At 70.8% G+C, this 24,389-nt stretch carries 23 protein-coding genes; 8 read left to right on the forward strand and 15 right to left on the reverse strand.

Annotation, left to right across the window (positions count from 1 at the left end):
- The first annotated feature begins 13 nt into the window (after positions 1–13).
- Together FPT20_RS09470 and pknB are read left to right on the forward strand one after the other, a co-directional pair.
- Positions 14–1,186 (forward strand): LysM peptidoglycan-binding domain-containing protein, encoded by a 1,173-nt coding sequence (locus FPT20_RS09470; protein ID WP_158868004.1) that lies wholly within the window; start codon positions 14–16, stop codon positions 1,184–1,186.
- 119 nt (positions 1,187–1,305) lie between these two features.
- Complete coding sequence (gene pknB / locus FPT20_RS09475) at positions 1,306–3,207, forward strand: Stk1 family PASTA domain-containing Ser/Thr kinase (protein WP_158864699.1); 1,902 nt, start codon at positions 1,306–1,308, stop codon at positions 3,205–3,207.
- A 20-nt stretch (positions 3,208–3,227) separates the two neighbouring features.
- On the opposite strand, the gene FPT20_RS09480 is transcribed toward pknB, so the two are convergent.
- The 3 genes from FPT20_RS09480 to FPT20_RS09490 form a co-directional block, all read right to left on the reverse strand.
- Positions 3,228–4,556 carry a class II 3-deoxy-7-phosphoheptulonate synthase gene (locus FPT20_RS09480; RefSeq protein WP_158868006.1) on the reverse strand — a complete coding sequence of 443 codons (1,329 nt, stop codon included), beginning with the start codon at positions 4,554–4,556 and terminating at the stop codon, positions 3,228–3,230.
- Between the two features lie 172 nt (positions 4,557–4,728).
- Positions 4,729–5,418: a lysophospholipid acyltransferase family protein gene (locus FPT20_RS09485; protein WP_158864701.1), complete on the reverse strand. Its 690-nt coding sequence runs from the start codon at positions 5,416–5,418 to the stop codon at positions 4,729–4,731.
- 28 nt (positions 5,419–5,446) lie between these two features.
- Complete coding sequence (locus tag FPT20_RS09490; RefSeq protein ID WP_158864703.1) at positions 5,447–6,397, reverse strand: ROK family glucokinase; 951 nt, start codon at positions 6,395–6,397, stop codon at positions 5,447–5,449.
- A gap of 149 nt (positions 6,398–6,546) precedes the next feature.
- Between FPT20_RS09490 and FPT20_RS09495 the strand changes: the two genes are divergently transcribed.
- Entirely contained in the window at positions 6,547–8,376 is a 1,830-nt protein-coding gene (locus tag FPT20_RS09495) for an AMP-dependent synthetase/ligase (protein WP_158864705.1), read from the forward strand.
- 185 nt (positions 8,377–8,561) lie between these two features.
- On the opposite strand, the gene FPT20_RS09500 is transcribed toward FPT20_RS09495, so the two are convergent.
- From FPT20_RS09500 to FPT20_RS09520, 5 genes are all read right to left on the reverse strand, one after another.
- Positions 8,562–9,140 carry a hypothetical protein gene (locus tag FPT20_RS09500; protein ID WP_158864707.1) on the reverse strand — a complete coding sequence of 193 codons (579 nt, stop codon included), beginning with the start codon at positions 9,138–9,140 and terminating at the stop codon, positions 8,562–8,564.
- 739 nt (positions 9,141–9,879) lie between these two features.
- Positions 9,880–10,728 carry an NAD-dependent epimerase/dehydratase family protein gene (locus FPT20_RS09505; protein WP_158864709.1) on the reverse strand — a complete coding sequence of 283 codons (849 nt, stop codon included), beginning with the start codon at positions 10,726–10,728 and terminating at the stop codon, positions 9,880–9,882.
- 65 nt (positions 10,729–10,793) lie between these two features.
- The gene (gene def / locus FPT20_RS09510) at positions 10,794–11,285 is read right to left on the reverse strand and encodes a peptide deformylase (RefSeq protein ID WP_158864711.1); all 492 of its coding nucleotides are present in this window, start codon (positions 11,283–11,285) and stop codon (positions 10,794–10,796) included.
- A gap of 56 nt (positions 11,286–11,341) precedes the next feature.
- Positions 11,342–12,682: a nucleotide-binding protein gene (locus FPT20_RS09515; RefSeq protein WP_442786482.1), complete on the reverse strand. Its 1,341-nt coding sequence runs from the start codon at positions 12,680–12,682 to the stop codon at positions 11,342–11,344.
- Positions 12,683–12,730: 48 nt separating this feature from the next.
- Positions 12,731–16,135 (reverse strand): pyruvate carboxylase, encoded by a 3,405-nt coding sequence (locus tag FPT20_RS09520; RefSeq protein WP_158864715.1) that lies wholly within the window; start codon positions 16,133–16,135, stop codon positions 12,731–12,733.
- 79 nt (positions 16,136–16,214) lie between these two features.
- Here FPT20_RS09520 and FPT20_RS09525 point away from each other — a divergent pair, with 79 nt between their 5' ends.
- Complete coding sequence (locus tag FPT20_RS09525; RefSeq protein ID WP_158864717.1) at positions 16,215–17,027, forward strand: ParA family protein; 813 nt, start codon at positions 16,215–16,217, stop codon at positions 17,025–17,027.
- A gap of 345 nt (positions 17,028–17,372) precedes the next feature.
- Here FPT20_RS09525 and FPT20_RS09530 read toward each other — a convergent pair whose 3' ends face one another.
- The 4 genes from FPT20_RS09530 to FPT20_RS09545 all read right to left on the reverse strand — a co-directional run bounded on the left by FPT20_RS09530 (position 17,373) and on the right by FPT20_RS09545 (position 19,854).
- Positions 17,373–17,924, reverse strand: coding sequence for a MerR family transcriptional regulator (locus tag FPT20_RS09530; protein WP_158864719.1), 552 nt, complete (start codon positions 17,922–17,924; stop codon positions 17,373–17,375).
- Between the two features lie 151 nt (positions 17,925–18,075).
- Positions 18,076–18,771, reverse strand: a complete 696-nt coding sequence (gene ftsR, locus FPT20_RS09535) for a transcriptional regulator FtsR (protein ID WP_158864721.1) — start codon at positions 18,769–18,771, stop codon at positions 18,076–18,078.
- Complete coding sequence (locus tag FPT20_RS09540; protein WP_158868008.1) at positions 18,771–19,217, reverse strand: FHA domain-containing protein; 447 nt, start codon at positions 19,215–19,217, stop codon at positions 18,771–18,773. Before FPT20_RS09540 ends, ftsR begins: the two co-directional genes overlap by 1 nt.
- Positions 19,218–19,263: 46 nt before the next feature.
- Complete coding sequence (locus tag FPT20_RS09545; RefSeq protein WP_233265635.1) at positions 19,264–19,854, reverse strand: CDP-alcohol phosphatidyltransferase family protein; 591 nt, start codon at positions 19,852–19,854, stop codon at positions 19,264–19,266.
- A 111-nt stretch (positions 19,855–19,965) separates the two neighbouring features.
- Here FPT20_RS09545 and FPT20_RS09550 point away from each other — a divergent pair, with 111 nt between their 5' ends.
- On the forward strand, positions 19,966–20,808 hold the full coding sequence (locus FPT20_RS09550) for a DUF1295 domain-containing protein (RefSeq protein ID WP_158864725.1): 843 nt from the start codon (positions 19,966–19,968) through the stop codon (positions 20,806–20,808).
- Here FPT20_RS09550 and FPT20_RS09555 read toward each other — a convergent pair.
- Positions 20,730–21,236, reverse strand: coding sequence for a hypothetical protein (locus FPT20_RS09555; RefSeq protein ID WP_158864727.1), 507 nt, complete (start codon positions 21,234–21,236; stop codon positions 20,730–20,732). The genes FPT20_RS09550 and FPT20_RS09555 overlap by 79 nt on opposite strands.
- 32 nt (positions 21,237–21,268) lie before the next feature.
- Here FPT20_RS09555 and FPT20_RS09560 point away from each other — a divergent pair, with 32 nt between their 5' ends.
- Genes FPT20_RS09560 through FPT20_RS09570 form a run of 3 tightly spaced genes read left to right on the forward strand, consistent with a single transcriptional unit; the run spans position 21,269 to position 22,921 of the window.
- Positions 21,269–21,733, forward strand: coding sequence for a hypothetical protein (locus tag FPT20_RS09560; RefSeq protein ID WP_158864729.1), 465 nt, complete (start codon positions 21,269–21,271; stop codon positions 21,731–21,733).
- Position 21,734: 1 nt separating this feature from the next.
- Positions 21,735–22,106, forward strand: coding sequence for an RNA-binding S4 domain-containing protein (locus FPT20_RS09565; protein WP_158864731.1), 372 nt, complete (start codon positions 21,735–21,737; stop codon positions 22,104–22,106).
- Complete coding sequence (locus FPT20_RS09570) at positions 22,106–22,921, forward strand: DUF72 domain-containing protein (protein ID WP_158864733.1); 816 nt, start codon at positions 22,106–22,108, stop codon at positions 22,919–22,921. Before FPT20_RS09565 ends, FPT20_RS09570 begins: the two co-directional genes overlap by 1 nt.
- A gap of 32 nt (positions 22,922–22,953) precedes the next feature.
- Here the strand turns inward: FPT20_RS09570 and FPT20_RS09575 are convergent, their stop codons facing one another.
- Positions 22,954–23,343, reverse strand: a complete 390-nt coding sequence (locus FPT20_RS09575; protein WP_158864734.1) for a VOC family protein — start codon at positions 23,341–23,343, stop codon at positions 22,954–22,956.
- Between the two features lie 33 nt (positions 23,344–23,376).
- Positions 23,377–24,324, reverse strand: a complete 948-nt coding sequence (locus FPT20_RS09580; protein ID WP_158864736.1) for a J domain-containing protein — start codon at positions 24,322–24,324, stop codon at positions 23,377–23,379.
- Positions 24,325–24,389 lie beyond the last annotated feature (65 nt).

Here is a 24,389-nt window from a genome sequence, read left to right on the forward strand (position 1 = left end):
TTGGGGGTCGGAGATGGTCATCGTCGATGCAGGGTCGGCGCGGAGCCGGTCATCGGAGGGCCGCTCGCGCGCCCGGACGAGTCCCCTTCTCACGCTTCCCATCGCGGTGGTCGGAACCGTCGCCGTCGCGATGAACCTCGTGACACCGTCAGCCGCGGCTACCCGGGCGCCGGAGACGGAACGGAGCGACCGGACCGGTGACGCGGCGACCGCCGCTCCCTCCGAGATCACCTCGTCGATCGCGCGCACCGCGCAGACGAGCGCCGCCGAGACCGCGGTCGCTGCAGCACCGGCCCAGTACACCGTGCGACAGGGCGACACCGTCTCCGGTATCGCGGCGCGCTTCGGCCTGTCGACCGCGGGGATCCTGGCCGTCAACGGACTCAGCTGGAAGAGCCTCATCTTCCCCGGGCAGGTGCTGGCCCTGGCCGGCGCGTCGGCGCCGGCCACCACCGCGCCCGCCGCGCGTCCAGCCGCGGCCCAGGCTCCCGCCCCCGCTCCCGCCCCTTCGGGCACCGCCTACACGATCGTGCGCGGTGACACGGTCAGCGGGATCGCGGCGCGCTTCGGCGTTCCGGCCCGCGCCCTGCTCGCCGCCAACGGGCTGAGCAGCGGCAGCCTGATCTTCCCGGGCCAGCGACTCGCCATCCCGGGGATCACGACGGCGGCTGTGACCGTGGCTGCCCCGGTGTCCGCTCCGGCGCCTGCGCCCGCTCCCGCGCCCGCGGCGGCCGCTCCGGCGCCGCTGCCCGCGGCACCGCCCCCGGGCGCCGTGGTCACGCTGTCGGACGAGATGCGCGCCAACGCGCAGCTCATCGTCCGCGTCGCGCGACAGGAGGGGGTTCCCGACCAGGGCATCGTGGTCGCACTCGCCGCCGCAGCCCAGGAATCGGGCCTCCGGAACGTGCGCTACGGCGACCGCGACTCGCTCGGGTTGTTCCAGCAGCGGCCGAGCATGGGCTGGGGCACGCCGAAGCAGGTCCTCGACCCCATCCGCGCGACACAGGCCTTCTTCGGCGGTCCCGGCAACCCCAATCCGGGCCGCACGCGCGGACTCCTCGACATCGCCGGATGGCGCTCGATGAGCGTGACGCAGGCCGCTCAGGCCGTTCAGCGCTCGGCCTACCCCGACGCCTACGCCGCGTGGGAGGCCTCCGCGCGAGCCTGGCTCGGCCAGCTCGGCTGACCCCTGCCGACGCTCAGCGCGCCCCGCCCGGCGGCAGAAGATCACAGGCCGGTCACAGGCCGCGCGTCCACCGGTGTTTTGCAGGGATCGCGCACCCGCCCTTCCCTAGACTCGACACCGTGACCACCAGCCAGACCGACCCCATGATCGGCCGTCTCATCGACGGCCGGTACCAGGTGCGCTCGCGCATCGCCCGGGGCGGGATGGCGACCGTGTACCTCGCCACCGACCTCCGGCTCGAACGGCGGGTCGCGATCAAGATCATGCACGGCCACCTCGCCGACGACTCGACCTTCAAGAGCCGTTTCGTGCAGGAGGCCCGTTCGGCCGCCCGTCTCGCGCACCCCAACGTCGTCAACGTCTTCGACCAGGGCCAGGACTCCGACATGGCGTACCTCGTCATGGAGTACCTCCCGGGGATCACGCTGCGCGATCTCCTGAAGGACTACGGCAAGCTCACTCCCGAGCAGACCATCGACATCATGGAGGCGGTGCTCAGCGGCCTGGCCGCGGCGCACAAGGCGGGCATCGTGCACCGCGACCTCAAGCCCGAGAACGTGCTCCTCGCTGACGACGGCCGCATCAAGATCGGCGACTTCGGCCTCGCCCGCGCCGCGAGCGCGAATACCGCGACCGGTCAGGCGCTCCTCGGCACCATCGCCTACCTCTCCCCCGAGCTCGTCACGCGCGGCGTGGCGGACGCGCGCAGCGACATCTATGCCCTCGGCATCATGATGTTCGAGATGCTCACGGGCGAGCAGCCGTTCCAGGGCGAGCAGCCGATGCAGATCGCGTACCAGCACGCCAACGACGCGGTGCCGGCGCCGAGCAGTAAGAACCCCGCCGTCCCGGCCGAGCTGGACGAGCTGGTGCTCTGGGCGACCGAGAAGGATCCCGACCGCCGACCCCATGACGCCCGGGAGATGCTCGACCGGCTGATCGAGGCCGAGAAGGCCATCCGCGGTGAGGCGGTGCTCCAGCCGACCATGGTGCTGACTCCCGCGTTCGATCTCGACACCGGCGACACGCAGATCATCAACCCGGCCATCCGCCAGCAGGTGGCGGCCAGCACACCGACCGCCGCCGAGACCCTGGCCACCGCGGCCGGCCGCCGCCGGGCCAAGGGCTGGTGGCTCTTCGCGCTCGTGCTGGTGCTCGCGGCGGTCGCGGGAGGCACGGGGTGGTACTTCGGGTCGGGACCGGGATCCCTCGTCGACGTCCCGGCCCTCACCGGCAAGACCCCGGCCGCTGCTGCCGCGGAACTGACGCAGCTCGGACTGACGAGCAAGCAGGCCCCCGAGTACTCCGTCACGGTCCAGGCGGGCCTCGTCTCGAGCACCGATCCGGGTGCCGGCGTGCCCGCCGCCCGCGGCAGCGTGATCACCCTGCGCGTCTCCCAGGGCCCGAAGCCCGTCCAGATCCCTCCGCTCGCCGGCACACCGCTCGACACGGCGAAATCCGCGATCACGGGCGTGAACGCGAAGGTCGGCGACGTCGTCCAGCAGTTCGACGCCAAGGTGCCGAAGGACACGGTCATCTCGGCCACCAAGGCGAGCGACGGCAGCGACTTCTCGGGCGGAGGCCAGTACTTCGAGGGGTCCACCGTGAACCTCGTCGTGTCGGTCGGTCCGATCCCCGATGTCTCCGGCAAGTCGGTGGCCGACGCGACCAACACGCTCAAGAGCGTCGGCCTGCTCGCCGCCCCGGGACCGCAGAGCTATAGCGACTCCATCGACCAGGGCGACGTGATCTCTGCCCAGACGCAGCACACACCCGTCCGCCCTGGAGACACCCTCCTGCTCGAGACGTCGAAGGGCCCGGAGCCCGTGCCGGTGCCCGACGTGGTCGGCAAGACCTGGGATGTGGCCAAGAAGGCGTTGCAGGACGCCGGCTTCAAGCTCGACTACAACGCCATCGCCGACATCGCGCCATCGGCCTTCGTCGTCTCGAAGGTGACGCCGGGCGCCGGGACGTCCGCCCCCAAGGGGTCGAAGGTCACCGTCAACTTCCAGGGGTTCTGACGGCGGACGCCCCGGTCGCGTCAGGCGCGGCTGAGCTCCTCGGCGACGAGGAAGGCGAGCTCGAGCGACTGCATGTGGTTGAGCCGCGGGTCGCACAGCGACTCGTAGCGGGTCGCCAGCGTCTCCTCGTCGATGTGCTCGGAGCCGCCGAGGCACTCGGTCACGTCGTCGCCGGTGAGCTCGACGTGGATGCCGCCGGGGTTGGTGCCCGCGGCGCGGTGCGCCTCGAAGAACCCCTTAACCTCGTCGACGACGTCGTCGAAGCGACGCGTCTTGTACCCGGTCGGCGTGGTGAGACCGTTGCCGTGCATGGGGTCGGTCACCCACAGCGGCCGGGCGTCCGACGCCTTGATCGCCTCGAGCAGCGGCGGGAGCGCCTCCCGGATGGTGCCGGCGCCCATCCGCGTGATGAACGTGAGTCGGCCCGGTTCGCGCTCCGGGTCGAGCTTGTCGATGAGCCGGAGCATGTCGTCGCGCGACGTCGTCGGGCCGAGCTTCACGCCGATGGGGTTGCGCACGCGGGACAGGAAGTCGACGTGCGCGCCGTCGAGGTCGCGGGTCCGCTCGCCGATCCAGACGAAGTGGGCCGACGTGTTGTAGGGCGTGCCGGTCCGCGAGTCGATGCGCGTCATCGGCCGCTCGTAGTCCATGAGGAGCGCCTCATGGCTCGAGTAGAACTCGACGCGCTTCAGCTCGTCGAAGTCGGCGCCCGCCGCCTCCATGAATTTGATGGCGCGGTCGATCTCGCGCGCGAGGCCCTCGTACCGCTGGTTTGCCGGGTTGGCCGCGAAGCCGCGGTTCCAGCTGTGCACCTCGCGCAGGTCGGCGAAACCGCCCTGCGTGAACGCGCGGATGAGGTTCAGCGTGGAGGCGGCCGTGTGGTACCCCTTCACGAGGCGCCGCGGGTCGGCCTGGCGCGACTCGGGGGTGAAGTCGTAGCCGTTCACGATGTCGCCGCGGTACGCGGGCAGCGTCACCGAGCCGCGCGTCTCCGTCTCGCTGGAGCGCGGCTTGGCGAACTGACCGGCCATGCGGCCCATCTTGATGACGGGGACCGAGGCCCCGTACGTCAGAACGACGGCCATCTGGAGCACGGTCTTGACGCGATTGCGGATCTGGTCGGCCGTCGCCCCCGCGAAGGTCTCGGCGCAGTCACCGCCCTGGAGGAGGAACGCCTTGCCCTCGGCGGCCCGGGCGAGCCGGGTGCGGAGCTGGTCGACCTCGCCGGCGAACACCAGCGGGGGCAGCGTCGCGATCTCGGCCGAGGCCGCCGCGGCCGCCTCGGGGTCCGGCCACTGCGGCTGCTGCTTGATGGGGAGCGTGCGCCAATAGTCGAGACCCTCGATCACGGACTCGTCGGCGCGCACGACGCGCTCGCTGGTCTGTGGGAGCTGGGTCTCTAGCACTGGTCTTCCGCTCGTCTCGAGGCGCGCCGACACGTCGTCCGCGCGCCGGTGGATGGGATTCCGAGCCTACCGTGCCGGGACCCGAGGGGGTGACGGCGTTACGACGCGCGACCGGTCAGCTGCTGACGGCGGCGCGCTTCTCCTTGACGCTGCTCGCGTACACGTCCACGTACTCCTGCCGGCCGAGGCGGTGGAGCTCGTACATGATCTCGTCGGTGACGGAGCGGAGGATGAAGCGGTCGCCCTCCATGCCCGCGAAGCGGGAGAAGTCGAGCGGCTCGCCGATGATGATGCCGATGCGGCCGAGCTTCGGGAGGCGCCTCCCGATGGGCATGATCTCGGCCGTGTCGACCATGGCGACGGGGACGACCGGGACTCCGGCCTCGAGGATCATGCGCGCGACGCCCGTCCGGCCCCGGTAGAGCCTGCCGTCGGGGCTGCGGGTGCCCTCCGGATAGATGCCGAGGATCTCCCCGCGCGCGAGGACGGCGAGACCCGTGTTGAGCGACGCCTCCGAGGCCTTTCCGCCGGATCGGTCGATCGGCAGCTGCCCGGTCGCGTTCATGAAGGCCTTCGTGGCCCAGCCCTTCAGGCCCCGGCGGGTGAAGTAGTCGCTCTTGGCCAGGAACGACACGTGCCGGTCCACCTCGAGCGGGAGGAAGATCGAGTCGATGAAGGAGAGGTGGTTGCTGGCGAGGATCACGGCGCCGTCCCGCGGGACGTTCTCGAGCCCGACGACCCACGGCCGGAAGATGCCGCGGAGCAGCGGCCCCACGATCACGTACTTCATCAGCCAGTAGAACATCGTCTCGAAGCCTAACGCGCCGACAGCGTCAGAGGGAGGAGGAGTGCAGCCGGGCCAGGTCGGCGGCGCCGACCACCCCGGCGTCGTTCACGAGCTCGGCGATCGCGAACTCGGGCTCCGGGTGGAACCCTCGCGCCGGGAGGTTCTCGAGGAAGGCCTTCCGGATCGGGTCGAGGAGGAGCTCCCCCGCCTGGGCGACACCACCGCCGAAGACGAACAGCTGCGGGTCGAGGATGGCCCCGAGGCTGGCGCAGGCCTGGCCGAGCCAGTCGCCCAGCTGACGGAGCGCGGCAAGCGCGCCCGGATCGCCCTGGACGATCAGGGCGCTGATGTCGGCCCCGCTCAGTGTCCCTGTGGAGGCGCGGACGTCGGCGAGGTTCTGGCCGATGCCGCCGGCATCGGCCAGCTCGTTCGCCATGCGCTGCAGCGCACGGCCGGAGCCGTACTGCTCGATGCAGCCGTGCGCTCCGCAGCCGCAGGGCAGCCCGCCGGGGACGACGCGCATGTGACCGATCTCGGCGCCGGCGCCGAAGCCGCCCCGGAAGAGCCGGTCGCCGGTGACGATGGCACCCCCGACGCCGGTCCCGATCGTCAGGATCACCATGTCGGAGACGAGCCGACCCGCGCCGTAACGGAATTCGGCCCAGCCCGCGGCATTGGCGTCGTTCTCGATGAGGACGGGAAGGTCGAGACGCTTCTCGAGCTTCTCGCGGAACGGCTCGTGCCTCCAATTGATGTTCGGCGCGTAGTAGACGGTCGACTGGGCGGCGTCGATGAACCCCGCGGCCGCCACGCCCACACCGGCGATCTCCTCGGTGCCGGCGGCGAGCCGCTGCACCATCCCGACGACGGCGTTCTCGATCTCGGCCGGGCTGCTCGCGTCGGTCGGGACACGATCCTCGCGGACGATGCCGCCGAGCTCGTCGACCACCGCCCCCGCGATCTTGGTGCCGCCGATGTCGATCCCGATCGCGTGCACAGGCAGGCCTTTCCGGTGGGGAGGGGGTGGGTTGTCCGCGCCACGGCTGTCACGGGAGACCCCCGGCGAGACCATCTAGAGTGTAATCAACCGATCAGGCCGAAGCCATTCGGCCGCACCAGACCGCCGCCGGTACCGAGGGAGCTACCGTGAACCAGTTCGAGACACCAGCCGTCGTCCCCGCCGACCCCGACGCGAACGCGACCGATCTGCTCGTCGAGCGTGTCGCCGCCACTCCTGACCTGCCGCTGTTCAGCCTCCCCGAGGGAGACGGCTGGCGGGACGTCACGGCGGCCGAGTTCCACCGTCAGGTCGTGGCGCTCGCGAAGGGGCTCGTCGCCGCCGGCATCCAGCCCGGCGACAAGATCGGCCTCATGTCGAAGACGCGCTACGAGTGGACTCTGATCGACTTCGCGACCTGGTTCGCCGGCGCCGTGCTCGTGCCTGTGTACGAGACCTCATCGCCCGCGCAGATCCAGTGGAACCTGTCGGACTCGGGGGCCATCGCGGTGATCCTCGAAACCGCCGAGATGCACGCCCGGTTCGACGAGGTGCACCCCGATCTGCCGGAGATCCGGACGGTGTGGCAGCTGCACCTCGGCGACCTGGACAAGCTGGTCGCGGCCGGCGCCGGAGTACCGGACGAGGAGATCGAGCGCCGGCGGCGCATCGCCCGCGGCTCGGACATCGGCACGCTCATCTACACGTCGGGCTCGACCGGCCGCCCCAAGGGCTGCGTGCTCACGCACTCGAACTTCGTCGATCTCTCGCGCAACTCGGCTGTCGCCCTCGACGAGGTCGTGATGCAGCCGGGAGGCGCCTCCACCCTCCTCTTCATCACGACGGCGCACGTGTTCGCGCGGTTCATCGCGGTGCTCTGCGTGCACGGCGGCGTGAAGGTGGGGCATCAGGCCGACACCAAGCAGCTCCTCCCGGCGCTGGCGAGCTTCAAGCCCACGTTCCTCCTCGCCGTCCCGCGCGTGTTCGAGAAGGTGTACAACTCGGCCGAGCAGAAGGCCGAGTCGGGAGGCCGTGGGCGGATCTTCCGAGCGGCCGCCGAGGTCGCCGTCGAGCACTCGAAAGCCGTCGAGGCCGGGTCGGTGCCGTTCGGGCTCCGGCTCAAGTTCGCGCTCTACGACCGGCTCGTGTTCTCTAAGCTGCGCGCCGCGATGGGCGGCCGCGTCCGCTTCGCCGTCTCGGGGTCGGCGCCGCTCGGATCCCACCTCGGCCACTTCTTCCACAGCCTCGGCATCAAGGTGCTCGAGGGCTACGGACTGACGGAGACGACCGCGCCCGCCACGGTGAACCTGCCGGGCAAATTCAAGATCGGCACCGTCGGGCCGGCCCTGCCCGGCGTTGCGGTCCGGCTCGCCGACGACGGCGAGATCCAGATCAAGGGCATCGACGTCTTCAAGGAGTACTGGAACAACCCGGAGGCGACCGCTGCCGCTTTCGACGACGGCTGGTTCCGCACCGGCGACCTCGGCGCCTTCGACGCGGACGGCTTCCTCAGCATCACCGGCCGCAAGAAGGAGATCATCGTCACCGCCGGCGGCAAGAACGTCTCCCCCGCCGCTCTCGAGGACCCGATCCGCGCCAACCCGCTCGTCGGACAGGTGATCGTCGTCGGCGACCAGAAGCCGTTCATCTCGGCGCTCGTGACGCTCGACACCGAGATGCTGCCGACCTGGCTCGCCAACAACGGCGAGGACAAGGACATGACCCTCGCCGAGGCCTCCGTGAACCCCGCCGTGAACGCCGAGATCCAGAAGGCGATCGATGCCGCGAACGAGCGCGTCTCGCGGGCCGAGAGCATCCGCAAGTTCGTGATCCTCGCCACGGACCTCACCGAGGCGAGCGGGCACCTCACGCCGAAGCTCAGCATCAAGCGGAACGTCATCCTGTCGGACTTCGCCGACGTGATCGACGGTCTCTACAGCGGGAACGAGAAGACGCAGGGCATCTCGCTGGCTCACTGAGCGGCGCGTTCCCCGGCGGGTCGCTCGCTGATTCGTGCCGAATATCGGCGTGGCCGCCGCGACAGGCATGATTCGTGCCGAATGTCGGCGTGGCCGCCGCGACAGGCATGATTCGTGCCGAATGTCGGCCGCGCCACCCGTTGCGGCGGCCGCGATTCGTGCCGAATGTCGGCGTGGCCGTCGCTTCAGGCGACATTCGGCACGAATCTGCCCAGGCGCCTGAGGAAGGGAGCCCGATCGCCGAACAGGTCGGAAGCGGTGACGCGCACGACCCGCCAGCCCCGCTCCTCCAGGAGTTCGCGGCGTTCTATGTCGAGCCGCCACTGGCGGGCATCTGCGCGATGCCCGTCGCCCTCGTACTCGAACGCGAGCCGTCGGTCGGGAAGGGTCAGGTCCGGGTGGAGGGTCACCGTGCCGTCGCCGACGACGACAGGAGGATTGACCTCCAGCCCCTCCAACCCCAGGTCGCCGAGCAGGAGGCGCAGCAATGACTCAGGTCGGGAATCAGCGCCCCAGCGAATGCGCGACAGCGCCCACTCCCGGGAGCGCGCTCCCTTGGAATGACTGCACCGTTCCGACGCTGTCGCCAACTCGGCGACCGTTGCCAGTGCGGGCCGTCGCCGCGCACCGACGAGGTGGTCCCCCGCCGCGACGAGATCCTCGGGGCCGACGACCCCCGACAGCTGGACCCAGACCTCGGACGGTGCGCAGATCGGGAATCCACCCGCAGTAGCCCGCGACACCGCTTTGAGGCTGTGGCCCACGACCCCTCGTCCGCGCGGCGGACAGCGCGGGAACGGGACAGAAACGTGCAGGTCCTGCGCCTCCGTGGAGTGCGGGAGGGGCACACCGAGGAGCGCAGCAGCGGTCTGATGACTGAACAACGCCCCGCTCGGGAGCCGGTGCAGATACGCGCAGCACAGCTCGCTGACGCTCCGGGGCGCGACGGTGGAGTAGATGGCGTGGAATGGGCGGTGAAGGTCCGGAGCGCTGAGCCGCCAGGGGTCCACACCGGATTCCCGCGCCTGGGCGGAGGTGAATGGTGTGCCGATTAGGTGCGCCGGAAGGATCGATCGAGTCTGCATGGCATCATGGTCGGGGCATGCGCGTATTCGAGCCCCGAGCATCCCGCGAATTGTGGACAACCCGAGATTCCACAAGCAGCCGCTTCTCGACGCGTCGCACTTGCTTCGGGGCCCGCCCGCCGACATTCGGCACGAATGTCGCAAACCGATGCGACTACACCGACATTCGGCACGATTTTGGGTGAGGGCTGAGCGACCTCGGGGCGCGTCCGCGCCGACATTCGGCACGAATGTGGGCGAAGCGGAGTGCTAGCGCTACATTCGGCACGAATGCGCGGACTCGACTTCCGACCAGGGGGCCTGAGGCAAGGCGACATTCGGCACGAATGTCGGGCAAACGCCGCTCGCGGCCTGCATTCGGCACGAATGCAGGCCGAGGGGCGGCGCAGAGGGCGGCGCGGAGGGCGGCGCCGCCGCGTCAGCCCGCGTGGTCGCGCCAGGAGTGGTGCGGGTCGTACCCGAGCACGCGGCGCGCCTTGTCGATCGACAGGAGGGTGTCGTTGACCCCGAGGTCGCCCTTGAGCGGTACGCCGGGGAACACCTCCGCGACGAGTTCGGCGTTCGGGCGGGACATCACGGTGTCGGCGGCAGCGATGATGAAGCGATCGAAGCCGGTGGCGTCCCACTCGAGCGCGCGCTGGACGGCCTGAGCGCCGTCGCGTGCGTCGATGTATCCCCAGAGGTTCCACTTGCGCGCCCGCGGGTCGGCGTCGAAGCCGGGGAACTCGGCGTAGTCCTCCGGGTCCATGACGTTCGAGAACCGGAGCGCCACGATCTTGAGCGCCGGGTCCCAGCGGACGAGCTCGATCGCCATCGTCTCCTCGAGGTGCTTCACGAGCGAGTACGTCGACTCGGGACGCGCCGGGTAGTCCTCGTCCACGGGGATGTAGGGCGGTGGGACGTCGAACGGGAGGCCGAGGACCGTCTCGCTCGACGCGTAGACGATGTTGCGGATCCCCGCCCGCCGTGCAGCCTGGAACACGTTGTAGGTGACCCGGATGTTGTTGTGGAACGTCGCCACATCGCTCAGGATGCCGGGCGCCGGGATCGCCGCGAGATGGACGATCGCGTCGAAGCCCTCGTGCCGATCGTCGACGCCGAGGATCGCGTCGATCGTCTGCCCGAAGTCGGTGAGGTCGACGCGGATGAATCCCGGGCCCCGCTCCCCGGCCGCGTCGAGGGCGAGGACGTCGTGGCCCGCGGAGCGGAGCTCCCTGACGACCGTCCTGCCGAGTTTGCCTGATCCTCCGGTGACCGCGATGCGCATGCGGACCAGTGTACGGACGGCCGGCGATCCGTCCAGGGGGCGCCCCGGGAATCGGGGCGACCGCGTCAGAACCAGTCGGACTCGCGGACCTGCTTCATCGCCTCGCGGCGGGACTCCTTGTCGAGCCGGTCGAGGTACAGCCGCCCGTCCAGGTGGTCGGTCTCGTGCTGCAGCGCCTGGGCGAGCACGCCCGTACCGGACACCTCGACCTCGTTGCCGTCGAGGTCGATGCCGCGGACCTTCGCGAACGGGTACCGGGCCGTCTTGAACCACAGGCCCGGGACCGACAGGCAGCCCTCGTCCACCAGCTCCGGCTCGCCGGAGACCTCGACGAGCTCCGGGTTGATGACGTAGCCGACCTGACCGTCGACGTTGTAGCTGAACGCGCGCAGGTTCACCCCGATCTGCGGCGCCGCGACCCCGGCCCGCCCGGGAGGGAGCACACTGTCCACGAGGTCCTCGACGAGCCCGCGGACGCCCTCGTCGATCTCGCCGACGGGCTCGGACGGGGTCTTCAGCACGGGGTCGCCGAACAGGCGGATCTGGCGCTCGGTCACGGGGGAACTCCTCGGTGGTACGGGTGGTCGGGCGGGTCGGTATCGGGAGGCGCGGCTCAGTCGCGCTCGGCGGGCAGCCCCTCCACCACCAGCGCGGCGAGGGTCCGGGCCGAGAGCTTCGTCAACGGCTTGAGGTCCTTCCACGAGACGACGGAGCCCGCCGCGAGCTGCGGGTCGTACGGGACCCGCACGATCTCACGGACCCGGGAGCGGAAGTGCGCCTCGATCTCCTCGAGCTTCACGAGGTCGGTCGCGTGCGTCGCGGTGTTGAGGGCGACCACGGCGTTCCGGACGAGGTCGCCGTAGCCGTTCGCCTCGAGCCAGGTCAGCGTCTCGGAGGCGAGCCGCGCCTCGTCGACGCTGCCGCCCGAGACGATCACGATCTCGTCGGCGCGCTGGAGGGTCGCACGCATCACCGAGTGGACGATGCCGGTGCCGCAGTCCGTCAGGACGATCGAGTAGAACCTCGCGGCGAGGTCCGCCACGACGTTGTAATCGTTCTCGTCGAAAGCCTCGGAGAGCATCGGGTCGGTGTCGGAGGCCAGGATGTCGAGGCGGGTCTCGTCGCGCGACACGAGCGCGGAGAAGTCGGTGAACCCTCCGATGCTCGCAGCCTTGTGGACGACGTCGCGGACGGTCGAACGGGTCTGCCGGGGGACGCGCTCGCTGAGCGTTCCGCGGTCCGGGTTCGCGTCCATCGCGATGATGCGGTCCTCGCGGGCATCCGCGAGAGCCATGCCGAGCAACGTCGTGACCGTGGTCTTGCCGACGCCGCCTTTGCGGGTGAGCACCGGAACGAACCGGGCGCCTCCGTCGAGCGACCTCTGGATGCGGTGGTCGAGCTCCTTGCGCGCACGGACCTTCGCGGAGTCGCCGAGGTTGACCATCCGGAAGGTGGACCGGTAGACGAATCGCTGCCACGGCCCCTCGGGCGCCGGCCGCGTCTTGCGGTTGACCTCGAGGAGGCGGTCGGCCGTCAGCATCGCCGCCGGCTCGGGCTGCGTCGACGGTTCGCCGCGCAACCGGTCGCGGCGGGACCCGCCGAACGGCTCCGACACGGCCGAGCTCGCACCGGACGCACCCGACGCGCCCGACGCGCCCGACGCACCGCCCGTGCCGATCGGCCCGGTCGCCAGCCGCGAGGCGACGATCGCCACGGACGTGGTCGTCGGCTCCGTCGGCGACGCGACGAACCCGGGGTCGACCGGGACGTCGTCGATCGCGACGGCCGCCTCGTCGGCCGGGATCTCGGGCACCGGTGCGGGCGGGAGGTCGACGGCGATCGTCAGCGGGGTGTCCGGGTCGATCGTCGGGCGCGCCGGGCGGGGCGCCCCCGGGTCGTTCCGGGCGATACCGCCGCGGGCGTCGTCGCGCTCGTCCTCCGGCTGGTCTGACACGGTTCGGTTCTCCTTCGGGGACCGCCGCACGAGGGCGGCGGAGGCAGGCTAGGCGGGCGTGATCACGACGAGCAGGTCGCCGGCGTCGACCTGCTGGGTCTTCGGGATGGCGAGCCGTTCGATGGTACCGGCGATCGGAGCGGTGATCGCCGCCTCCATCTTCATGGCCTCGATCGACGCGACCGCCTGTCCGGCCGTGACGGTGTCGCCGGGTACGACGTGCAGCGTCACCACGCCGGAGAACGGCGCCGCGACCTGCCCCGGCTTCGCCGTGTCGGCCTTCTCGGCCGCCTTCGTCTCGACCACGATCCCGCGGTCGCGGACGAACACCGGGCGCAGCTGCCCGTTCAGCGTCGTCATGACGGTCCGCATGCCCTTGTCGTCGGCCTCGCCGATGGCCTCGAGACCGACATAGAGCCGGACGCCCTTGCTGAATTCGACCACGTGCTCGGCACCGGGCTTGAGCCCGTACAGGTAGTCGAGCGTGTCGACGACGGAGAGGTCGCCGAACAGCTCCCGGATCTGCTCCTGGATGCGCGTCGGCGCCGGGAACAGGAGGCGGTTGAGGGTCGCACGCCGCTCGGCGCTCGACCCCTCCAGGGCGGCGGCATCCGCAGCGGAGAGGTCCTCGACGCCGATCTTCACCGTCTTGCCGGCGAGCACCTTCGTGCGGAACGGCTCGGGCCACCCGCCCGGCAGCTCCCCGAGCTCGCCCGCCATGAAGCCGACGACCGAGTCCGGGATGTCGTAGTTCTGCGGGTTCTCGGCGAAGTCGTCCGGATCGGCGTGCACGGCGGCGAGGTGCAGGGCCAGGTCGCCGACGACCTTCGACGACGGCGTCACCTTCGGGATGCGCCCGAGGATGCGGTTGGCGGCCGCGTACATGTCCTCGACGAGCTCGAAGTCCTCGGCGAGGCCGAGCGCCTTCGCCTGCTGACGGAGGTTCGACAGCTGACCGCCCGGGATCTCGTGCTTGTACACGCGGCCGGTGGGCCCGGGGAGGCCGGACTCGAACGGGCGGTAGACCTGCCGCACAGCCTCCCAGTAGGGCTCGAGGTCCTCGACGGCGGCGAGCGAGATGCCCGTGTCGCGCTCGGTGTGCGCGAGCGCGGCGACGAGGGCCGAGGCGCTCGGCTGGCTGGTGGTGCCGGACATCGGCGCGCTGGCCACGTCGACGGCGTCGGCGCCGGCCCGGGAGGCCGCCAGCAGGGTGGCGAGCTGGCCGCCCGGGGTGTCGTGCGTGTGCACGTGCACCGGGAGGTCGAACCGCTCGCGGAACGCTCCGACCAGCTTCTCCGCGGCGCTGGGACGGAGCAGCCCGGCCATGTCCTTGATGGCGAGGATGTGCGCGCCCGAGTCCACGATCTGCTCAGCGAGGCGGAGGTAGTAGTCGAGGGTGTAGAGGTCCTCGGCGGGGTCGAGCAGGTCGCCCGTGTAGCAGACGGCGACCTCGGCGATCGCGGAGCCCGTGGCGAGCACCGACTCGATCGCCGGGCGCATCTGCGACACGTCGTTGAGCGCGTCGAAGATGCGGAAGATGTCGACGCCCGTCGCGGCGGCCTCACGCACGAACGCGTCGGTCACCTGGGTCGGGTACGGCGTGTACCCGACGGTGTTGCGCCCGCGCAGCAGCATCTGGATGTTGATGTTCGGCAGGGCCTCGCGCAGGGCGGCCAGCCGCTCCCACGGGTCCTCACCGAGGAAGCGGAGCGCGACGTCGTAGGTCGCGCCTCCCCACGCCTCCACCGAGAGCAGCTCCGGAGTCATCCGGGCGACGTACGGCGCGACCGCGAGCAGGTCGCGCGTGCGCACGCGCGTGGCCAGGAGGGACTGGTGGGCGTCGCGGAACGTCGTCTCGGTGACGGCCAGGGCCCTCTGCGCGCGCAGCGCCTCGGCGAAGCCCTTCGGACCGAGCTCGAGCAGACGCTGGCGCGAGCCGGCCGGAGCCGGGACCGACAGGTCGATCCGCGGCAGCTTCTCGGCCGGGTCGGCGGTCTCCGGGCGCGGGCCGTTCGGCTGGTTCACCGTCACGTCGGCGAGCCAGTTGAGCACCTTGGTGCCGCGGTCCTTGGAGGCGCGGCCCTTGAACAGCTCGGGGCGCTCCTCGATGAACGACGTCGAGACGTTGCCCGCGATGAAATCCGGGTCCTCCAGGACGGCCTGGAGGAACGGGATGTTCGTCGCGACACCGCGGACGCGGAACTCGGCCAGCGCACGCCGCGCACGCTGCACCGCCGACGGGAAGTCACGCCCGCGGCAGATGAGCTTCGCGAGCATGGAGTCGAAGTGCGGGCTGATCTGGGCGCCGGGGTTGATGGTCCCGCCGTCGAGGCGGATGCCGGCGCCGCCCGGCGACCGGTAGGTGGTGAGCTTGCCGGTGTCGGGGCGGAAGCCGGCGGTCGGGTCCTCGGTGGTGATGCGGCACTGGAGGGCCGCGCCGCGGATGTGGACGCTGTCCTGGCTGAGGCCGAGGTCGGCGAGGGTCTCGCCCGCGGCGATGCGCATCTGCGACTGCACGAGGTCGACGTCGGTGATCTCCTCGGTGACCGTGTGCTCGACCTGGATGCGCGGGTTCATCTCGATGAAGACGTGCTGGCCGGCGCGCTCGCCCGCCGTGTCGAGCAGGAACTCGACGGTGCCGGCGTTCTCGTAGCCGATCGACTTCGCGAAGGCGACCGCGTCGCGGTAGAGCGACTGCCGGATCTCCTCGGAGAGGTTGGGCGCCGGGGCGATCTCGACGACCTTCTGGTGACGGCGCTGGACGGAGCAGTCGCGCTCGAACAGGTGCATGGTCTCACCGGTCGAGTCGGCGAGGATCTGCACCTCGATGTGACGCGGACGGAGCACGGCCTGCTCCAGGAACATGGTGGGATCGCCGAAGGCGCTCCCCGCCTCGCGCATGGCCTCCTCGAGGGCGGGGCGCAGCTCCTCCTTGGTGGCGACCCGGCGCATGCCGCGTCCGCCGCCTCCCGCCACCGCCTTCGCGAAGATCGGGAAGCCGATCTCGTCGGCCTGCGCGAGCAGCTCGTCGATGTCCTGGGAGGGAGGGGTCGACTTCAGCACCGGGACGCCCGCGGCGATCGCGTGCTCCTTGGCCGTGACCTTGTTGCCGGCCATCTCGAGCACGCGAGCGGGCGGGCCGATGAAGGCGATCCCGGCCTGGCGCGCGGCCTCGGCGAGCTCGGGGTTCTCGGACAGGAAGCCGTAGCCGGGGTAGATGGCGTCGGCGCCCGACTCCTTGGCGACGCGGATGATCTCCTGCACGTCGAGGTAGGCCCGCACCGGGTGCCCGGGCTCGCCGATCTGGTAGGCCTCGTCCGCCTTCAGGCGGTGCATCGAGTTGCGATCCTCGTAAGGGAAGACGGCGACCGTCTTCGCTCCGAGCTCATACGCGGCGCGGAAGGCCCGGATGGCGATTTCTCCGCGGTTGGCAACGAGGATCTTACGAAACATGGGGACCTTTCGAGCGGGGGTCGGGACCACACAGCAAACGGTTAGGTTCTCTAAGACTAGTGAAGGTAACGTGAGTGTCGTGCACGTACTCAGCGTTAGCTCCCTCAAGGGCGGGGTCGGAAAGACCACCGTGACGCTCGGTCTCGCCTCCGCGGCCTTCGCCAAGGGGCTGCGCACCCTGGTCGTCGATCTCGATCCGCAGTCCGACGTCTCCACCGGGATGGACATCCAGATCGCCGGCCATCTCAACGTCGCCGACGTGCTCGCCTCCCCCAAGGAGAAGATCGTCCGCGCGGCCATCGCGCCCTCGGGCTGGACGAAGCGCAGCACCGACAAGGTCGATGTCATGATCGGCAGCCCGTCGGCGATCAACTTCGACGGCCCGCACCCCAGCATCCGCGACATCTGGAAGCTCGAGGAGGCACTCGCCAACGTCGAGCAGGACTACGACCTCGTCCTCATCGACTGCGCCCCCTCCCTCAACGCCCTGACGCGCACAGCGTGGGCGGCGAGCGACCGGGTCGCCGTCGTGACGGAGCCCGGCCTGTTCTCGGTGGCCGCGGCCGACCGGGCCCTCCGCGCGATCGAGGAGATCCGCCGAGGGTTGTCGCCGCGCCTCCAGCCGCTCGGCATCATCGTGAACCGCGCCCGCGTCCAGTCGCTCGAGCACCAGTTCCGCATCAAGGAGCTGCGCGACATGTTCGGGCCGCTCGTGCTGTCCCCCCAGCTGCCGGAGCGCACCTCCCTGCAGCAGGCGCAGGGTGCGGCCAAGCCGCTGCACGTGTGGCCGGGCGAGAGCGCCCAGGAGATGGCCCACAACTTCGACCTGCTCCTCGAGCGCGTCCTGCGGACCGCGCGTATCGGCGAGTACGCCACCCAGCCGACGGCTTAGGTCGTCGCGCTCCGGCCGTAGAGCGGTTGCTGCTGTCTCCGCTGAGCCGGCGGCGGGTTCCCTCCCCCTCGGCGGGATGGTTCGCGTCGGCCAGGGAGGATGATTCTCGTTCGGCCGGAGCGGTGCTCCTCCGAAGGCCGTGACACGCCGGAGGCCGGGAGCATTCTCCTCCCTCGCCGACCTCTGACCGCCGCCTGCGGCCTGTCGAGCACGGAGGAAGAATGCGCCCGAACGGCGGCTGGCGCGGTGATCGGAGGAAGTCTGGTCGCGCAGCGCGCCGACCATCCTCCGTACCCGGCCGAGGTTCGGCGCCGATCGTGGGAGTGACCTCCCGGCGCGGCAGGTCTAGGAGGCGCGAGTGCGCGCCGCGCGCCGAGCCGCGAGCTCGTCCATCGCGTCGGTCTGCGTGTCGAGCTCGACCAGGCTGGACTCCACCTCGCGGAGCACCTTGCCGACGGCGATGCCGAACACGCCTTGGCCCCGGCTCACGAGGTCGATGACCTCGTCGTCGGAGGTGCACAGGTAGACGCTCGCACCGTCGCTCATGAGCGTCGTCTGGGCGAGGTCGTTCACACCGGCCTCGCGCAGCTGGTTGACGGCCGTGCGGATCTGCTGGAGCGAGATGCCGGTGTCGAGGAGGCGCTTGACGAGCTTGAGGACGAGGATGTCGCGGAACCCGTAGAGACGCTGCGAGCCGGACCCGGCCGCACCGCGGACGGTCGGCTCGACGAGACCGGTGCGAGCCCAGTAGTCGAGCTGGCGGTAGGAGATGCCGGCCGCGCGCGCGGCGACGGCGCCCCGGTAGCCGTTCGCGTCGTCCATCTCGGGAAGACCGTCGGTGAAGAGCAGACCCAGGTCGTACCGGGCGGCGCCGTCGTCACGGCTCAATTCGCTCATGCTGTTCGCCTCTCGCCCGGATTCTGTGGTCGCGCCGATGAGGGCGCTTCATCAACGGTACCCATGTGGGGCGACGCGGGCAACGACATCGGCCCAATCGGGGTCGGCGTGTCGGAGCTGCGCCGGGCCGACCGTGGCCGCAGCGGCGGGCTCAGGGACGGATGCGCGCGAGTGCCGCGCGGATGATGCTCGCCCGGACCACGTCGAGCTGGTCCGCGATCTCGCGGGCGAGCTCGGCCGTCTGCGCCTTGCTGCTGACCGCGCCGCGGCGAGCGATCGGCACGAGCGCGGTCTCGATGAGCCCGATCTCCCGTTCGGCGGCCGCACGGAAGCCGCGGAGGTGCCGCGGTTCGATGCCGTTCCGACCGAGCTCGCCGAGGGCGCGGAGAACGGTCAGCGCCTCCTCGCCGTACACGTCGGCGGGGGCGATCAGCGAGGCGCTCACCGCCTCCTGCAGCAGCTCGGCGTCGGCTTCGGCCTCGCGCAGCAGCTCATCGCGCTGGAACCGGCGGCCCGCCGGGAGCATGGAGGGACCCGCCTGGCCGGAACCGGGCATCGGCGGCTCGAGGCCGGCATCGAGGTCGGCCAGGTACTTCTTGATGACCTTGAGCGGGAGATAGTGGTCGCGCTGCATCGCGAGCACGGTCCGGAGCCGCTCGACGTCGGCCGGCGAGAACTTGCGGTAGCCCGACGCGGTGCGGGAGGGGGCCACGAGTCCGCGCTCCTCGAGGAAGCGCAGCTTCGACGAGGACAGGTCAGGGAACTCCGGCGTCAGCCGGGCCAGCACCTGGCCGATGCTGAGCAGGGCGGGCGAGGCGGCCGATACCCTCGCAGCGGGCCGCGCCACTAGCCGTTCGCCGCGGCGGCGAGGTCTTGGCGGGAGGCGTAGAACGTGAGCCGGAACTTGCCGATCTGGACCTCGGCCGCGTCGGCGAGCAGGGCGCTCTCGATGCGGACGCCGTCGTAGTACGTGCCGTTCAGCGAGCCGAGGTCGCGCACCTCGAACGCCGTGCCGCGCCGGGTGAACTCGGCGTGCCGCCGGGAGACGGTGACGTCGTCGAGGAAGATGTCGGCGTTCGGATGGCGGCCGGCGGTCGTGACGTCGGCGTCGAGGAGGAAGCGGGCACCCGTGTTCGGGCCGCGCCGCACCACGAGCAGGGCGGAGCCCGACGGCAGCGCGGCGATCGCCTCCTGCTCCTCCGGGGAGATCTCGCCGGCGGGGTACATCTTCGACACGAAGTCCTCGCCGAAGCGGGCGGTCGTGTCCTCGTTCCCTGTCGCGGATTCACGCAGGGGGTTGTTCGCAGCGTCGTCCGCCGGACCGGGGAACTGGTTCTCGTCAGGCACCGTCAACCTCCTCTTGGTCCAGCGTATCGGATCGCCGGGCGCTGTCATCGGCCGGAAGCCGGATTACCCGTGCGGTTTCGACGATGTACACGACGCCGGCCCACCAGTAGAGGAAGGCGCCCCACAGGGCGAAGGCCCAGCCGACCGGCAGCGAGACGGGCGCGAGCGAGGCGAACGCCTCCCCCAGCATGAGCAGCGGGATCGCCCAGAACAGGCAGAAGGTGGCGACCTTGCCCAGGTGGTGCACGGGCAGCGGCCCGAACCCGTGATTGGCGAGGATCACGCCCAGCACCGCCAGCATGACGTCGCGCGCGACGATGATCGCGACCAGCCACCACGGGATGACCTCGCGCCACGCGAGCCCCACGAGCGCGGCGAAGATGTAGAGGCGGTCGGCCGCCGGGTCGAGGAGCTGCCCGAGCCGCGACACCTGGTGCAGGCGCCGGGCGAGATAGCCGTCGAGGAAGTCGGTGATGCTGGAGACGACGAGCACGAGGAGGGCGAAGCCGTCCTCGCCGACGACGATGAGCCAGAGGAACACCGGCACCAGCGCGAGCCGGAAGAAGCTGAGGACGTTCGGGATCGTCCAGACGCGGGCGCTGACAGTCGCGACCGGCGTCTCGACCGGCCCCCTCGCCTCCGGTCCGGAGGCTGTCCCACCATCCACGGGATACGAGTCTAGTGAGGTCCTAGGATGACGGGCGTGGAGCCCATCGCGATCTGCCTCGTCGTCCTCGCCGCGGCCTGCCTGCTCACCTGGGTGCTGTCGCTGATCACCGGCGAGCACTCCTGGGTCGACCGCATCTGGTCGGTCGTTCCCGTCGTGTACGTCTGGGTGTTCGCCGGTGCGGCCGGCCTCGGGGACGCGCGCCTCGACCTCGTCGCCGCGCTCGTCACCCTGTGGGGCGCCCGGCTGACGTTCAACTTCGCCCGCAAGGGCGGATACCGCCCGGGCGGCGAGGACTACCGCTGGGAGGTGCTGCGCGGCCGGATGCGGCCCGCCGCCTTCCAGGTGTTCAACCTCCTGTTCATCGTGATCTACCAGAACGTGCTCCTCCTGCTGATCGCCCTGCCGGCCTGGACCGCGTACCTCCATCGGTCTCCGTTCGGTCCGCTCGACGTCGTGCTCGCGATCGTGTTCCTCGCGTTGCTCCTCGGCGAGACCGTGGCCGATCAGCAGCAGTGGCGGTTCCAGCAGTGGAAGAAGCGGGAGGCCGCGGCCGGCCGCGTGCCGTCGCCGCGGTTCCTGCAGAGCGGGCTGTTCCGGTACTCGCGCCACCCCAACTTCTTCTTCGAGCAGGCGCAGTGGTGGGTGGTCTTCCTCTTCGGCTGCGTCGCGGCCGGCTCGCTCCTGCAGTGGACCGTCATCGGACCGCTTCTGCTCACCGGACTGTTCGTCGGCTCCACGGTCTTCACCGAGAGCATCTCGCGGTCGCGGTACCCGGAGTACGCCGCCTATCAGGCGCGAACCTCGCCGGTGGTCCCCTGGTTCCCCGGACGGGGGAAGGACGCGCGCATGTGGTCGGAGTCGAGGTAGTCGGCGACGCCGATCATGACCAGGCTGAAGACGATCTGCTCGGTCACCATCCAGAGCGGGTAGAGCCCGGGGATCGCGGCGATCACCAGGGTCACGACCGGGAAGATCTTCGAGAACAGGCGCAGCCGGGAGTAGGCCCAGTAGAACCCCTTGGAGGCGCGCCAGGCGAAGTAGAAGAGCGTCACGGTCATGCCGAGGACGACGACGGAGCGCATCCACACGGCGAAGGGCACCGACTGCCCCTCCCAGCGGAGCGTTACGGCGACCACGACGGCCGCCGTGCCGATGACGAGCTCGACGAGGAGCAGCCAGGCGATGACGATGAACGCCCGGCGCGTCTTCGGGTGCGTGCGGCCCTCCTCGGGCACGACGTAACCCGCGTTCCGGCCGCCGGCGATCCGGTCGAGCCGCGCGAGGAGACTTTCCATGACTTCACGGTAACCCGGGCTACGGTGTGAATATGTCGTGCATCCGGTTCAACACCCCCGCCCAGCGACAGGCGATGCGCGCCCACAGCCCGGCGCTGCTGACCGCCGAGCAGGCCGCCGCCCTGCACCCCTCACCCGAGGTCACGGAGAGCAAGCTCCGTCGGCTTCGGCTGCTGGCCGCAGCCGAAGACCCGAAGATCCGAGAGGCGGTGGCAGCCAGCCGCAACACCCCCGAGGATGTGCTGCTGGCGCTCTCCCAGGACCCCGACGAGGGCGTCCGCGGCTGCGTCGCCAAGAACGAGGCGACGCCGTGCGACATCCTGCGGACGCTCGCCGAGGACCGGTCGGAGACCGTCCGCGGCTGGGTCGCGGTCAACTACTTCGTGCCCGCTGACGTGATGGAGCGGCTGGCGAACGATCGCAGCCGGACGGTCCGCGGGCTCGTGGCCTGGAAGGCGTCTCTCGCCGCGGAGGCCGCGACGCCCGCGGCGGTCTGAGATGCCGGATCCGGCCAGCGTCCGCGTCGACTCCTGGGCGTGGGCGGTCCGGCTGTTCAAGACCCGTTCCGCCGCTTCCGACGCCTGCAAGGCCGGGCATCTCAAGGTGAACGGCGACCGCGCCAAACCGGCCCAGCCGGTGAAGGTCGGAGACGAGGTGCGCGCGTTCGTCGCGGGCACCGAGAAGATCTACATCGCGCGCCGCCTCATCGCGAAGCGGGTGAGCGCCTCCGCGGCGTCCGAGTGCTTCGAGGACCGCACGCCTCCCCCGCCGCCGAAGACGGAGGCCCCGGCGGCCGTCCAGCGCGAACGCGGATCCGGCCGGCCGACCAAGCGGGAACGCCGCCAGCTCGACCACCTGCGGGGCCGCTGATGGCCGTCGCCCGGGTCGGGATCTCGGGGTGGACCTACGCGCCGTGGCGGGGCGTGTTCTACCCGAAGGGGCTCGCCCACCGGCTGGAGCTCGAATACGCGTCGGAGCGGCTCGACTCGATCGAGATCAACGGGAGCTTCTACTCCCTCCAACGGCCCACGAGCTACCGGAACTGGGCGGCGCAGACGCCGGACGACTTCGTGTTCGCGGTGAAGGGCGGCCGGTACGTGACGCACATCCTGAGGCTGCGCAACGCCCGGACCGCGGTCGCCAACTTCCTCGCCTCGGGCGTGCTGGCGCTCGGCGGCAAGCTCGGGCCGCTGCTCTGGCAGCTGCCCCCGACGCTGCAATTCGACCCGGAGGCGGTCGACGCCTTCCTCGAGCTGCTGCCGGAGACCACGACCGCCGCCCTGGCCCTGGCGCGGGAGACGACTCTGGAGGAGGACCGAACGGATCTCTCGCCGGTGGCCGAGCGTCCGATCCGTCACGCGGTCGAGGTGCGGCACGCCAGTTTCGATGATCCGGCCTTCGTCGAGCTGGCGAAGCGGCACGGGGTCGCGATCGTCGTGGCGGACACGGCGGGCCGCTACCCCGTGATCCGTCAGGACACGGCCGATTTCGCCTATGTGCGCCTCCACGGCGACGTCGAGCTCTACACGAGCGGCTACACGGACGAGGCGCTCGACCGGTGGGCGGCGGACGCGCGCGACTGGCTCGATCGCGGGATGGACGTCTACGCCTACTTCGACAACGACGTGAAGGTGCGTGCGCCATACGACGCCATGGGGTTGCGGGAGCGACTGCTCCCCCGGTGACGCGGCGACCCGCTCCAGGAACCGGCGGAGGGTCAGCCCTCGAGAACGGCCAGGACGTTCCCCGCCGGGTCACGGAACCAGGCGATGTCAGGCCCCTGGTTGCGCGCCTTGCCGCGCGCGATCCCCTTCTCGTCCGTCGGGAAGTCCGCGTCGTCATAGATCTTGGTGGCGACACCCCGCTGGTGGAGCTCGTCGACCGCTGCATCGATGTCCGCCACGGCGAGGTTCAGGATCGTGAACTCCGCGGGCCGGTGGTTCGGCTTCGGGTAGACCAGGACGTGACCCCCGGCCGGGAGCACGATGTCGAGGTTGCCCATGGCACCGTCCGAGACGGTCAGGCCGAGGACGTCGCGATAGAAGGCGCGCGCCGCGTCGATGTCGTCCACGCTGAAGCCGCTGAAGATGTCGAGTGAGGTGACCATCGGCCCACTCTCCTCCCCCGGTCGCCGCGCTGTCTAGACGAAGCGGACGGCCTCCTGGAGGCGCGTGCGCAGTTCGAAGACGCGGTCGACGCTCTCGCGACCGGCGGATTCGGCGCCGTCCCTCAGGATGCGCGGCAGCAGCGACCGGCGGACGACGAGCGCCCCGGCCAGCCGCCCCCTCTGCACGATGTCGAACGGCAGAGCGAGGTCCTCGTCCGGGACGACGACGATCAGGCTTGTGAAGCGGACCCCGGCCTGCCGCCCGAAGCTGCGCGCGGCTGCCGCCAGGTCGCGGAGCGGCTCCTCGCCCGGCGGGATGCCGCCTCCGACGAGCTCGCCCTTCGACAGCTTGACCTCGCCGCCCCAGTCGGCCGACCGGATCGCGAAGAGCCCGGCGGGGCCCAGGACGATGTGGTCGAGCTTCGCGTCGGTGGACGGATGGACGGCGACATCGTTCCAGATCGTGAACCCCATGCCGAGTCCCGATACCGCGCGCGCCGTCGCCTCCTCGGCGAGCGCCTCGGCGAGGAGCTGCCGGAGTTCGCGCGGTGCCGAACGCACGAGCGCCGGGTCGTACGGGTCTGCGGGCTCGGCGCCGCGGCCGGCCCATTCGCGCATCAGGGCGAGGTAGCGTTCGCGGGCCCGCCCTCCCGGGTGACCGTAGCTGCGGGCGCGGACGGTCGGTCCCCTCCCACCGGCGCGGGAGGGGTGGACGGTGGCGCTGAACCCGCCGTCGGCCCCGCCGCCGGACACCGCGTCGACGGTGACCGCCTCGCCGCGGTCGTAGCGTGCTCGGTCCTCCGGGTCGCCGACGAGCTCCCACGCGGCCTGGACGGCCTGGAACTCGGCGGCCGAACCGCCCGTGTCCGGGTGCGTCCGGCGCAGGAGCCGGCGGTAGGCGCGACGGAGCTCCTCCTGGCTGACCGTGGAACGCACGCCCAGGACCTCGTAGGGGGTCGGCGCGGCCGGCGAGTCGCTCATGATGCTCTCGACGATAGCGGCACCGTCCGCGAGTTCGCCCGATTCCTCTTGTGTGCGGGCTCTGA

The sequence above is a fragment of the Leifsonia sp. AG29 genome (genome assembly GCF_009765225.1).
Taxonomy (GTDB): Bacteria; Actinomycetota; Actinomycetes; order Actinomycetales; family Microbacteriaceae; genus Leifsonia.

What these genes read in the sequence shown, in the direction of transcription:
- FPT20_RS09485 (WP_158864701.1), bottom strand. Translation starts at nt 5,418, where the DNA reads ATGTTCTACTGGCTGATGAAGTACGTGATCGTGGGGCCGCTGCTCCGC.
- FPT20_RS09580 (WP_158864736.1), bottom strand. Translation starts at nt 24,324, where the DNA reads ATGAGCGACTCGCCGGCCGCGCCGACCCCCTACGAGGTCCTGGGCGTG.
- FPT20_RS09570 (WP_158864733.1), top strand. Translation starts at nt 22,106, where the DNA reads ATGGCCGTCGCCCGGGTCGGGATCTCGGGGTGGACCTACGCGCCGTGG.
- FPT20_RS09575 (WP_158864734.1), bottom strand. Translation starts at nt 23,343, where the DNA reads ATGGTCACCTCACTCGACATCTTCAGCGGCTTCAGCGTGGACGACATC.
- FPT20_RS09560 (WP_158864729.1), top strand. Translation starts at nt 21,269, where the DNA reads ATGTCGTGCATCCGGTTCAACACCCCCGCCCAGCGACAGGCGATGCGC.
- FPT20_RS09555 (WP_158864727.1), bottom strand. Translation starts at nt 21,236, where the DNA reads ATGGAAAGTCTCCTCGCGCGGCTCGACCGGATCGCCGGCGGCCGGAAC.
- FPT20_RS09470 (WP_158868004.1), top strand. Translation starts at nt 14, where the DNA reads ATGGTCATCGTCGATGCAGGGTCGGCGCGGAGCCGGTCATCGGAGGGC.
- FPT20_RS09550 (WP_158864725.1), top strand. Translation starts at nt 19,966, where the DNA reads ATGACGGGCGTGGAGCCCATCGCGATCTGCCTCGTCGTCCTCGCCGCG.
- FPT20_RS09565 (WP_158864731.1), top strand. Translation starts at nt 21,735, where the DNA reads ATGCCGGATCCGGCCAGCGTCCGCGTCGACTCCTGGGCGTGGGCGGTC.
- FPT20_RS09530 (WP_158864719.1), bottom strand. Translation starts at nt 17,924, where the DNA reads ATGAGCGAATTGAGCCGTGACGACGGCGCCGCCCGGTACGACCTGGGT.
- FPT20_RS09520 (WP_158864715.1), bottom strand. Translation starts at nt 16,135, where the DNA reads ATGTTTCGTAAGATCCTCGTTGCCAACCGCGGAGAAATCGCCATCCGG.
- FPT20_RS09505 (WP_158864709.1), bottom strand. Translation starts at nt 10,728, where the DNA reads ATGCGCATCGCGGTCACCGGAGGATCAGGCAAACTCGGCAGGACGGTC.